The 11,918-nt window shown below is 43.1% G+C and carries 11 protein-coding genes; 2 read left to right on the top strand and 9 right to left on the bottom strand.

Annotated features, from left to right (window positions below; genetic code table 11):
• Nucleotides 1-196: PTS transporter subunit EIIB (locus RWM06_RS05590; protein ID WP_313970406.1), on the bottom strand; the 196-nt coding region annotated here is incomplete at its 3' end.
• A gap of 379 nt (nucleotides 197-575) precedes the next feature.
• Here RWM06_RS05590 and RWM06_RS05585 point away from each other — a divergent pair.
• Both RWM06_RS05585 and RWM06_RS05580 read left to right on the top strand, forming a co-directional pair.
• Nucleotides 576-2,030 (top strand): glycoside hydrolase family 32 protein, encoded by a 1,455-nt coding sequence (locus RWM06_RS05585; protein WP_313970405.1) that lies wholly within the window; start codon nucleotides 576-578, stop codon nucleotides 2,028-2,030.
• Nucleotides 2,011-2,976: a LacI family DNA-binding transcriptional regulator gene (locus tag RWM06_RS05580; RefSeq protein WP_000226009.1), complete on the top strand. Its 966-nt coding sequence runs from the start codon at nucleotides 2,011-2,013 to the stop codon at nucleotides 2,974-2,976. Before RWM06_RS05585 ends, RWM06_RS05580 begins: the two co-directional genes overlap by 20 nt.
• 189 nt (nucleotides 2,977-3,165) lie before the next feature.
• On the opposite strand, the gene RWM06_RS05575 is transcribed toward RWM06_RS05580, so the two are convergent.
• From RWM06_RS05575 to fmt, 8 genes are all read right to left on the bottom strand, one after another.
• Nucleotides 3,166-4,440, bottom strand: a complete 1,275-nt coding sequence (locus RWM06_RS05575; protein ID WP_313970404.1) for a hydroxymethylglutaryl-CoA reductase, degradative — start codon at nucleotides 4,438-4,440, stop codon at nucleotides 3,166-3,168.
• The gene (locus RWM06_RS05570) at nucleotides 4,440-5,612 is read right to left on the bottom strand and encodes a hydroxymethylglutaryl-CoA synthase (RefSeq protein WP_313970403.1); all 1,173 of its coding nucleotides are present in this window, start codon (nucleotides 5,610-5,612) and stop codon (nucleotides 4,440-4,442) included. Before RWM06_RS05570 ends, RWM06_RS05575 begins: the two co-directional genes overlap by 1 nt.
• Nucleotides 5,613-5,724: 112 nt before the next feature.
• Nucleotides 5,725-6,174 carry a threonine/serine exporter family protein gene (locus RWM06_RS05565; RefSeq protein ID WP_313970402.1) on the bottom strand — a complete coding sequence of 150 codons (450 nt, stop codon included), beginning with the start codon at nucleotides 6,172-6,174 and terminating at the stop codon, nucleotides 5,725-5,727.
• A 1-nt stretch (nucleotide 6,175) separates the two neighbouring features.
• Nucleotides 6,176-6,934, bottom strand: coding sequence for a threonine/serine exporter family protein (locus tag RWM06_RS05560; protein WP_313970401.1), 759 nt, complete (start codon nucleotides 6,932-6,934; stop codon nucleotides 6,176-6,178).
• A gap of 88 nt (nucleotides 6,935-7,022) precedes the next feature.
• Nucleotides 7,023-8,921 (bottom strand): Stk1 family PASTA domain-containing Ser/Thr kinase, encoded by a 1,899-nt coding sequence (pknB, locus tag RWM06_RS05555; protein ID WP_313970400.1) that lies wholly within the window; start codon nucleotides 8,919-8,921, stop codon nucleotides 7,023-7,025.
• Nucleotides 8,918-9,658, bottom strand: a complete 741-nt coding sequence (locus RWM06_RS05550) for a Stp1/IreP family PP2C-type Ser/Thr phosphatase (RefSeq protein ID WP_313970399.1) — start codon at nucleotides 9,656-9,658, stop codon at nucleotides 8,918-8,920. Before RWM06_RS05550 ends, pknB begins: the two co-directional genes overlap by 4 nt.
• Nucleotides 9,659-9,672: 14 nt before the next feature.
• Nucleotides 9,673-10,986 carry a 16S rRNA (cytosine(967)-C(5))-methyltransferase RsmB gene (gene rsmB / locus RWM06_RS05545; RefSeq protein ID WP_313970398.1) on the bottom strand — a complete coding sequence of 438 codons (1,314 nt, stop codon included), beginning with the start codon at nucleotides 10,984-10,986 and terminating at the stop codon, nucleotides 9,673-9,675.
• Nucleotides 10,979-11,914, bottom strand: coding sequence for a methionyl-tRNA formyltransferase (gene fmt / locus RWM06_RS05540; RefSeq protein WP_313970397.1), 936 nt, complete (start codon nucleotides 11,912-11,914; stop codon nucleotides 10,979-10,981). The genes rsmB and fmt overlap by 8 nt, the downstream gene beginning before the upstream one ends.
• Between the last annotated feature and the right edge of the window lie 4 nt (nucleotides 11,915-11,918).

Here is an 11,918-nt window from a genome sequence, read left to right as displayed (position 1 = left end):
CAAAGATGATTTGGTATTGACCTGAGTTAAAGAAAGCACCTTGAACTTTTTCCAAGTTCTCAATCACTTCTTTATTGATTTTTCCTTCATCTTTGACCATGACACGAAGACGAGTCGCACAGTGGGCAACACTGTTGACATTTTCACGTCCGCCCAAGGCATCGATGACTTTTTTTGCAATTTCCTGATTGTTCATTTGCAAAAATCTCCTTATATAAAATTTTGTTCTTGTTTGAAAGCGATTTTATTCGCCCTACGACTATTATTTTATCATGTTTTAGAAATATGTCAAGCGTTTTGCAGAAAAAATATTCTATCCACTTAGTTGGCTCGCTTTAAGTTGATTGTTTTTGACTGTTTTATCAGGTATTCCTAAAAAAGATAAGTTTGAAATCTTGGTTAAAAGGGTTTTGTTTCATTATCTTTCATATTTTTTTGAAAATGTGATTGATTTCCTGCATTCATTTTATGATAAACGTTTGACAGTTTTTTCTCTTTTTTAACATAAAAGGCTTGCATTTTTTATCGAAAACGGTTACTATTAGAAGTGATAAGATTTTTGGAGGAATGAATGAATGGAATGGACAACTGAGCGTCGTTACAGACTTTATCAAGATTGGACGCAAGAAGAAATTCAACATATAAAGGAAAATATGGCTCAATCTCCATGGCATACTCATTACCATGTTGAGCCAAAAACAGGACTTCTCAACGATCCAAATGGCTTTTCCTACTTTGATGGGAAGTGGGTTGTTTTTTATCAAAACTTTCCTTTTGGTGCAGCCCACGGTTTGAAATCTTGGGTTCAATTGGAAAGCGAGGACTTAGTTCACTTTAGAGAAACTGGAGTCAAAGTTTTTCCTGATACTCCATTAGATAGCCACGGTGCCTACTCTGGTTCTGCCATGCAATTTGGCGATAACTTGTTCTTATTTTATACAGGAAATGTCCGCGATGAAAACTGGATCCGTCACCCTTACCAGATTGGTGCTTTGATGGACAAGGATGGCAAGATTACAAAGATTGATAAGATCTTGATCGACCAGCCAGCAGACTCAACTGACCACTTCCGCGATCCGCAAATTTTTAATTTTAAAGGTCAATATTATGCCATCGTCGGTGGACAAGACTTGGAGAAAAAAGGCTTCGTCCGTCTCTACAAGGCTGTTGACAATGACTACACAAACTGGCAAGTAGTTGGCAATCTTGACTTTGCTAACGACCGCACTGCCTACATGATGGAATGTCCAAATCTGGTCTTTGTAGGAGAGCAACCTGTCCTTCTCTACTGCCCACAAGGATTGGATAAAAAAGTTCTAGACTACGACAATATCTATCCAAATATGTATAAGATTGGGGCTTCCTTTGACCCTGAAAATGCTAAAATGGTAGATGTATCTCAACTTCAAAACATGGACTATGGTTTCGAAGCCTATGCAACTCAAGCCTTCAACGCTCCTGATGGACGTGCTCTAGCTGTTAGCTGGCTTGGTTTACCTGATGTTTCATATCCATCTGACCGTTTTGACCACCAAGGAACCTTCTCTTTGGTCAAGGAACTCACTATCAAAGACGGCAAGCTCTACCAATACCCAGTCGCAGCCATCAAGGACCTTCGTGCTTCTGAAGAACCTTTCTCAAACCGTTCTAAAACCAAGAACACTTACGAACTTGAACTCAACTTGGAAGCAAATAGCCAGAGCGAGATTGTCTTACTGGCTGATCAAGAAGGCAAGGGACTTTCCATCAACTTTGACCTTGTAAATGGTCAAGTGACAGTAGATCGTAGCCAGGCTGGTGAACAGTATGCCCAAGAATTTGGAACAACTCGTTCTTGCCCAATCGATAACCAATCTACTACTGCTACGATTTTCATCGATAACTCTGTCTTTGAAATTTTCATCAATAAAGGAGAAAAAGTATTTTCTGGTCGTGTCTTCCCACATGCGGACCAAAATGGGATCCTGATTAAATCTGGAAACCCAACTGGAACTTACTATGAATTAGATTATGGTCGCAAAACTAACTGATGTCGCCAAACTTGCAGGCGTCAGCCCTACTACCGTTTCTCGGGTTATCAATAAAAAAGGCTATTTATCAGAAAAAACCATTCAAAAGGTCAATGAAGCCATGCGAGAATTGGGCTATAAACCCAACAACCTAGCTCGTAGTCTGCAAGGAAAATCGGCTAAATTAATCGGCTTGATTTTCCCCAATATTTCTAATGTTTTCTATGCAGAATTGATTGATAAGCTGGAACACCAACTCTTCAAAAATGGTTACAAGACCATCATCTGCAACAGTGAGCACGATTCTGAGAAGGAACGCGAATACATCGAAATGTTGGAAGCCAATCAGGTGGACGGCATCATTTCTGGTAGTCACAACTTGGGAATTGAAGACTACAATCGTGTGACGGCACCGATTATTTCCTTCGACCGAAACCTATCACCAGATATCCCTGTCGTTTCCTCTGACAACTATGCTGGTGGAGTTCTTGCCGCCCAGACCTTGGTCAAGACAGGAGCCCAGTCTATCATCATGATTACAGGGAATGACAATTCTAATTCGCCGACTGGACTGCGCCACGCTGGTTTTGCATCTGTACTCCCAAAAGCACCTATTATCAATGTTTCCAGTGACTTTTCTCCCGTCAGAAAAGAAATGGAAATCAAGAATATCTTAACTCGACAAAAACCAGATGCCATTTTCGCTTCGGATGATTTGACTGCTATTCTAGTCATTAAAATTGCTCAGGAACTGGGAATTTCTGTACCAGAAGAGCTCAAGGTCATTGGCTATGATGGGACTTACTTTATCGAGAATTACTATCCTCAACTGGCGACCATCAAGCAACCCTTGGAAGAGATTGCCTGCCTCACTGTTGACCTACTCTTGCAAAAAATCGAAGGCAAGGAAGTTGCCACAACAGGCTACTTTTTACCAGTTACACTACTACCAGGAAAAAGTATTTAATACTCTTCGAAAATCTCTTCAAACCACGTCAGCGTCGCCTTACCGTAGATATATGTAACTGACTTCGTCAGTCTTATCTACAACCTCAAAGCAGTGCTTTGAGCAGCCTACGGCTAGCTTCCTAGTTTGCTCTTTGATTTTCATTGAGTATAAGCACAAGAAAACTCAGACCAATTCGTCTGAGTTTTTTTATGATCTTAAGTTTTCGAGATAGCGCTGGGCAGTCTCTAAGTTAAAGGTTTTATCTGCAATAAGGCGCTCGACTAGGGGAGCTACCTCGGATTCACTGGCACCTGCAAGAAGTGCCAAGGATTTGGCCTGCAATTTCATATGTCCCTGCTGAATACCCGTACTCACCAAGGCTTTGAGGGCTGCAAAATTTTGGGCAAGCCCGATAGACACGATAAGCTGGGCTAATTCTTTGGCAGAAGGATTTCCCAGTAATTCATGACTGAGGGCTACACGAGGGTTGAGACCGATAGAGCCACCCTTGGTCGCTACAGGCATGGGCAGGGTCATCTCACCGACCAATTCTTCTCTTTCAAGGTCCAGCGTCCATTGACTAAGACCTTGATAACTGCCATCTCGACTGGCAAAAGCATGAGCTCCCGCCTCAATGGCACGCCAGTCATTACCAGTGGCAATCAAAATAGCATCAATACCGTTAAAAATTCCTTTATTATGAGTAGCAGCTCGATAAGGATCAGCATTCGCAAACTGACTAGCCAAGGCTATCTTCTCTGCAATTTCTCGTCCTTGATCCTTTTGGCGGCTCAAGTAGCGAAAAGCGACGCGACAGCTTGCAGTCACTAGAGAATCGGTCGCGTAGTTGGATAGGATTCCCATGAGACTCTGTCCCTGACTGAGTTCTTCTAAGACTGGTTTCAAGGCTTCCAGCATGGTGTTGAGCATATTGGCACCCATGGCTTCCTGGGTATCGACATGGAGATAGACAACGAGAAAGTCTGTTTCGCCTTTGAGCTGTTCTACATGTAAATCACTCGCCCCACCTCCACGTTTAACGATAGAAGGATAGGCTTGATTGGCAAGTTCCAAAAGTTCGGCTTTCTTGCTGGCAATCTTCTCTTGCGCTTGTTCAGGATTAGCAACTTGATAAAGAGCTACCTGCCCAATCATCTGGCGCTCATGGACTTGAGCGTTAAAACCACCTGCTCGCTTGATGATTTTGCTGGCATAGCTGGCCGCAGCAACCACTGAGGGTTCTTCTGTCACATAGGGAACTGTGTATTCCTGACCATTGACAAGAACCTCTGGAACCAGCGAATAAGGCAGTGAAAAAGTCCCCACTACATTCTCACTCAGCTGGTCTGCGACAGTCAAGCTAATTTGTTCATCCTGCTCCAAACTCTCTTGCCTCTCGGGACTAAGGAGCGCCTGAGCTTTTAACAGCTCGAGGCGCTCTTGGTATGATTTTTTAGAAAATCCATTCCAACTTATCTTCATTATTTTTCAACCTTGCTATAACGGCGTTGGTGGTCGAGAATTTCAACCAAGGCAAAATCTTGATTTTCATAGCCAGCAAACTGGGCAGAATTTGTTTCATATAAGTCTACTTCCTCAAAGAAGACTTTTTCATAGTCTGCAACAGATAGGGCAGTTCTTTGGTTTAGCTTGTTCAAGCGGTCTTTATCTAGATAAGCTTCATATCCTTCAACCAATTCACCACTGAAGAATTCAGCCACGGCACCACTTCCGTAACTATAAAGAGCGATTTTATCCCCAGCCTTCAAGCTATCTGTATTTTCCAAGAGAGACAAAAGTCCAAGGAAAAGTGAACCTGTATAGATATTCCCCACCTTTTGACTGTAGAGAATAGACTGGTCAAAATGATTTTGCAAGAGGTCTTTTTTCTCTTGAGGCAAGTTCTTATCCATGATTTTTTTCAAGCCTTTTAGCGCTAATTTAGGATAAGGCAAGTGGAAGCAAACAGCCGCAAAATCATCTAAGGTAAGCTGGTAGCGTTTTTGGTATTCAAGCCAAGTCGTTTTCAAACTATCCAAGTATTGTTGGGTAGAATAAACACCATTTACATACGGAGTAGTCGAGTAATTTGGACGCCAGAAATCCATGATGTCACGCGTTTGAGCTACATTGTCATTATTAAAAGTCATAATGCGTGGATTTTGTGTAATCAACATAGCCACACTTCCAGCTCCCTGAGTTGGTTCTCCTGGAGTTTCAATACCGTATTTGGCAATATCGCTAGCGATGACCAAGACCTTGGACTCTGGAGAATTTTCCACATGTAATTTGGCATAATGAAGGGCAGCTGTAGCTCCATAGCAGGCTTCTTTAATCTCGAAACTACGAGCAAAGGGCTGGATACCCAACAATCCATGCACAAAGACAGCAGCAGCCTTGCTCTGGTCAATTCCTGACTCGGTAGCCACGATGACCATATCAATTTCTGCTCTTTCTTGCTCAGTTAAAATAGAGTCACTAGCACTGGCTGCCAAGGTCACGATATCTTCAGTTAGGGGCGCAATACTCAATTCTTCGAGTAAGAGTCCTTTGCTTAATTTTTCAGGGTCAATTCCCCTCGCTTCTGCTAAGTCTTGTAATTTCAAGACATATTGACTGGTCGCAAAACCAATCTTATCAATACCGATTGTCATATTTACCTCTGTTTTATCATTCATGTAAAAAATCGTTCATTACTATTTTATCACAAATGGCAGTAAAATAGAGAAAAAAGACTTGATTCACCAAATCAAGTCCCTTATTACTTTAACTATTTTGCGGTTTTCGTAAGTGAGAATAAAGTCTGAGAATCACTGTTCCACTAGCCATTCCAATGGAAATGACCAGAGCAAGCATGACAACCAAGGTTGCACTGGCAATGGCATGACTGTAATCCCCCGTCACAAAAAAGGCAGTTGTCCGATAAGAAAGATAACCTGGAACCAAAGGTGCCAAAATTGCCAAGATAAAGACCACAGCTGGTGTCTTGTAAAGAATACTTAAAATCTGGCTGATACAAGAACCGATAATAGCCGCAATGAAGGTAGCTACAATGATATTAGTCGGCTCTTTAAGGCAGAGATAGATTAGCCAGACAGTCATGCCCAAAATCCCTCCAGGTAAAAGCATGGAGCGTTGCACATTGAGTACGATTAAAAAAGTGATAATAGCAAGAAGACTTGCTGCTGCTTGTAATAAAAAGGTTGTTAGTGTCATATTAGTTCATCAATACCAAGGCGACAGAAGTTCCTGCCCCTAAAGCAAGGGTAATGAGCAGGGATTCAAACATCTTACTCATACCAGAGTTTATGTGGTTGGTCATAATATCCCGAACCGCATTGGTCAAGGCAATTCCTGGTACAAACGGCATGACCGCACCAGCTATAATCAAATCTGCCGTTGAAGGAAAACCTGTGTAGCGAGCCCAAAACTGGGCTATCATTCCAAAGACAAAGGCTCCAGCAAAGGCTGTCACAAAAGGAATTCGGATAAACTTCTCCACATAGAGGGAAAAAGCAAAACCAAATAAGGTAGCCACTCCTGCCCCAAGTGCGTCATAGATATTTCCGCTGAACATAACCGAAAAGAAAGGAGCACTAAAGGTCGCAGCCATAGTTACCTGCAACTTGGTATAGGGAAGGGATTGAGCTTGCAAGGTCGTCAATTGCTGGAAGGCTGTCTCTAAATCAATCTGCCCCTCAACCAGCTGACGAGAAATCTGATTCACATCGCAGACTTTTTCGATGTTATAAGAAGAGGAGGTCACACGCTTCATTCGCGAAATATTGGTATTTTCAATCGAGAAAAAGATAGCGGCAGGCATGGCAAGAACATTACAATCCACAATCCCCTGCGAATGCGCAATACGAATCATAGTATCTTCTACGCGATGAATCTCTGAACCACTTTTGAGAAGAATGGTTCCTGCTAGCATAATCACATCAATAACTGCATTTAATTCTTTTGACTCTTCCATGCTTGCCTCCTTTTATCAACTCCCTCTATTCTATCACAAATCTGGAGTCAAAAAAAATCTTTGCCATGAAATCATGACAAAGATTCGTTTAATCACGTGAATTTTCGTGGTTGCCTTCACTACTTGACTGAGTAGTAGGCGCATTCCCTCGTTGATTTCCTTGTTGGTTGCCCTGACTTGGTGTTGTAGTAGAACCTTGGTTTCCACGTTGGACTGGTGCTGATGATGACGTTGACGGCGGTGTTTTTGGCTTGTAAATTGAAATCTTGACACGCGTCTTAGTCAAATCAACCTTTTCACCTGCTTTTGGACTCTGTTCAACGACTGTACCTTCAGCAGTTCCAGCGGGAGCTGTCGACACTTCTACAACTTCAATATTGGCTTCTTTAATACCGACAATTTGAACGAGATTGTTTTTAGTAAATTCAAGACTAGATCCCGTATAACTTGGCATAGCAACGCTGGTTACTTTCTTAGCAACGGTTAAGGTAATCGTTGATGCCTTGCTCAAATCATAGGTTGTTCCAGCAGCTGGACTCTGTCTGAGAACAGTTCCTGCTTCGCTCTCGCTTGATTCTTCTTCCTCGATCTTGATGAGATTTTCAGGAACCTTCTTCTGCTTGAGTTCTGCGATAACATCTGTTGATTTACGGCCGATATAATTGCTCAATTGGAAGGATTGCTTGCCTGATGAGACAACCAAATTGATTTTCGTTCCTTCTTTTCGACCAGTTCCAGCGCCAGGATCTGTACGGATAATCCGCCCCTCTTCCACCTTTTCACTAGCCTCTGTCTTCTCCTCGCCAATCTCAAAATTGGCTTTCTTGAGGGTTTCCTTGGCCTCCGCAACTGTCTGACCTGCCACATCCGGAATGGCAATGGTTGCAGGAGTTCTAGATAATATCCAAATAAGAGAAGCTGCTACCAATACAATGCTGGCCAACAAAATCATATAGCGAACTCTAAATTTCCGTTTCTTAACAGGCTTGGTTACGTAATTGTCTTCTGAAACCTGCTGACTCGGCTTGGCAGCCTGTGGTTTCGGACTTTGTGTTTGCACCTTAGGAATCGAGGTCAAGGTACCCTGGGATACTTTTGGTAGAGTCTTGGTGTCCGCCTTAGTTGCATCGTCAAAGACCAGCTTTGGTTCATTGCGACGATTATAAGATAAACTACTCGACAAATCCACATACATTTCAGCGACTGATTTGTAGCGATCTGTCAATTTCTTAGCAGTTGCCTTGATAACAACATTTTCCAAAGCCTGAGGCACAGATGGATTTTCAGCTATAACCGATGGCAGTGGTTTCTGGAAATGCTGGAGGGCGATGGTCACCGCGCTATCCCCGTCATAAGGGATATGGCCTGTCAGCATCTCATAGAAGATAATCCCCATGGCATAGATATCACTTTGTACAGTCGCCTTCGAACCACGCGCCTGCTCTGGTGACAAGTAATGAACCGAACCCAGCATCGAGTTAGTCTGAGTCAGACTCGTCTCAGCAAAGGCTACTGCAATCCCAAAGTCTGTTACTTTGGCAGTCCCATCTGGTGTCAAAAGGATGTTTTGAGGTTTCAAGTCCCTGTGAACAATCCCTCTGGTATGGGCCAAACGCATGGCTAGGAGGATTTGTCCCATAATGCGGACGGCTTCTTCATTAGAGAGAGGATAGTGCTCCTTGATGTAGCGTTTGAGGTCTAGTCCAGCAACATACTCCATTGCAAGATACTGTTGACCGTCTTCCTCACCAATATCTGTTATCCGAACGATATGAGGATGGTCTAGATCTGCCATAGCTCTTGCTTCACGCTGAAAACGAGCTACAGCTATCGGGTCCGTCTGGTAGTTAGTCCTCAGGACCTTCACTGCCACTTCTTCTCCGTCTAGAATTAAATCCTTGGCCAAATAGACATCTGCCATGCCTCCTCGGCCAATTTGTTTCACAATCCGATAGCGTCCGGCAAAAATCTTGCCGATTTGGATCATTCTGCTTCCTCCTCGTTCATAGAAACAAGGGCAACCGTAATATTGTCTAAACCTCCTGCATTGTTAGCAAAACGCACCAGCGTCGCTGTTTTATCTGCCAAAGGAATATCACTGGTTACAATATCACAAATCTCACTGCCTGAAATCATGTTGGTCAAACCATCACTATTGAGCAAGAGATAGTCTCCTGGCTCAAGGGTAATCATTCCAAAATCAGGCTGAACTTCATCTTTTTGACCGATTGACTGGGTAATAATATTTTTCTGTGGATGGCTAGCTGCTTCTTCTGGTGTCAATTGACCTGCCTTGAGCAATTCATTGACCAAAGAATGGTCGCTCGTTAACTGGTGGTATTCTTCTCCACGAATCAAACCGATACGAGAATCTCCAATGTGGGCATAGATAGCTTGATTGCCAATAATAGCAACAGCCTCAAGAGTTGTTCCCATTCCTTTATAGGCATCATCTTGTCCAAGTTGATGAATCTTTTGATTTTCAATTTCTAGGTAATTGGCGAACCATTCACGCACTTCATTGACTGTATCGATTTGGGTATCAACCCAAGCTATACCTAGGTCTGTTACCGCCATTTCACTAGCGATATTCCCTGCGCGATGACCTCCCATCCCATCAGCTAAAATAATCATTGTACGTCCAGCTCTATTGACATAGTGGTTGACATAGTCTTGGTTATTTGTTCGTTTCTGACCAACATCTGTTAATAATGAAATTTCCATGTGTCAGTTCCTTCCTAATCCGATATCTTGCGAAATTGACTGATGAAGAATCCATCACTTCCATACAATTCAGGTGTAATGAGGATACAGCCGTCTTTCATGATATCCTTACATTCATGTTCTAGTTTTACCTGCTCGAACTCAGGATGACTTTCTAAAAACGCCTCAACGACTTGAAAATTCTCCTCCGAAACAATGGTACAGGTACTATAAGTTATTATACCACCTTTGCCTAGTGTTTGACAAACACTACCTAATATTTCTAGCTGAATTTCCTGCAAGGACGCGAAATCTGCCGTTTCTTTATTGTATTTGATGTCTGGTTTTCGGCGCAAAAGACCGATTCCTGAACAGGGAGCATCCACCAAAATCTTATCAAATGAATTCTGCCCAAAAAACTCATGCACCTTTCTAGCATCCAATTTTTGCCTTTGAACCCGATCTGCAACTCCCAGACGTTGAGCATTTTCTTGGATTAAGTCCAACTTATGGTCATACAAGTCCAGAGCAGTAACCTGACCTGTCGTAAGATAAGAGGCAATATGGGCTGTTTTCCCGCCAGGAGCGGCACAGGCATCTAGAACCTTCTCATTACCTTGTAAATCCAGAGTGGGAGCAACCAGCTGACTGGACTCGTCTTGGATAGTAATGGTTCCATCCGCAAACAAATCATGACCTGCAAAATGCCCTTGCTCCTTGACTAAACCAGAAGGAGACAAGGATGAATCACTGGCCTCCAACAAGGCTTTGATTTCCTCTTTTCGACTTAAATCAGTCACTCGGATGCTGGCCTTGTTGCGCACCAAAAGACTTTCAAAAATAGCTTGTGCTCGCTCTTCACCATATTCTTCCTTGAGTTTGGAAACTAGCCAAACTGGGAGAGAATAGGCAATGGAATCACGCTTGTTTTTTCGCTTGATACTAGCAATATCTGGCCAGCCTTCACGCAGAATACGACGAAGGACGGCGTTGACTAATTTTTCACTGCCTTTTTTACGGACTTTAGCTAGTTCTACCGCTTCATTGACCACAGCATGGTCTGGAATCTTATCCAGATAACGGAGTTGGTAGGCACTCATGAGAAGAAGGACATAGAGCCAACTGTCTAACTGGTCTCTGTCCTCAATAAAGTGGGATAGGTACCATTCCAGAGTTAGTTTGCGGGCTACTGTTCCGTAGACAATCTCTGTCACCAAGCCCTTGTCTGCTGCCGAAAGTTGACTCCCCTTGAGATGCTTATTTAAGGCGATATTTGAGTATGCTTGATTGATAAAGACATCCTCTAATACTGCTAGGGCTAGACTTCTAGCCGTTTCTACTTTAGTCACCAAATCGTTCTCCTACTGTCAATGTGCGTCCAACACCGTTGAGGAAGGAAGCAATGTCCATCTTAGGCTTACCAGCTGGTTGCACTTGTTTGAGGGATAGAGCCCCTTCAGCCGTTGCGACAATCAATTCTTTCTTGCCGATAGAAAGAATCTCACCTGGATTTCCCTGACCTTCTACTGGTAGAGCTTCATAAATCTTAAAGCGGTCGCCCTTAAGGAAAGTATGGGCAACAGGCCAGGGATTCATCCCACGGATTTGGTTGAAAAGTTGACGATTGCTTTTAGTCCAATCTAACTTTTCTTCCTCTGGCTGGATATTTGGCGAGAAGGTAACCTGACTTGGATCCTGCGGTTCAGGCTTAATGTCACCAGCAATGTAGGCAGGCAAAGTGTCCAAAAGCAAATCACGACCAACTAGCGCCAATTTTTCAAACAAGGTACCGACATTGTCCTCATCCGTGATAGGAATACTGCGACGAGAAATCATATCACCTGCATCCATTTCCTTAACCATTTCCATGATGGTCACACCAGCTTCCTCATCCCCTTGAATCAAGGCATAATGGATTGGCGCTCCACCACGGTGTTTTGGAAGGAGGGAAGCGTGAACATTGACAGCAAAGTCCATGCTATCAAGGAGTCTACTTGGGAGAAACTGCCCAAAAGCAGCAGTCACAATTCCATCCGCTCCTAGCTGCATAATAGTTTCCATCTCTTGACTTCCAGATAGTTTTTCAGGTTGGTAGATAGGAAGACCTGCTTCTTTGGCTGCCTGCTTGACTGGGGTTTCTTGGATAATTTTTTTACGGCCGACAGCACGGTCTGGCTGGGTCACAACAGCTAGAATTTCGTAACGGTCATCTGTCAAAAGTCCTTTTAAGACTGTTGCTGAAAAGTCGGGGGTCCCCATAAAGATTAATTTTGTCATATCT

The organism is uncultured Streptococcus sp. (genome assembly GCF_963516575.1).
In the GTDB taxonomy this organism is placed as follows: Bacteria; Bacillota; Bacilli; order Lactobacillales; family Streptococcaceae; genus Streptococcus.
Note: the sequence above shows the minus strand (reverse complement) of the source record. Positions and strands in the feature narration are given on the sequence as shown.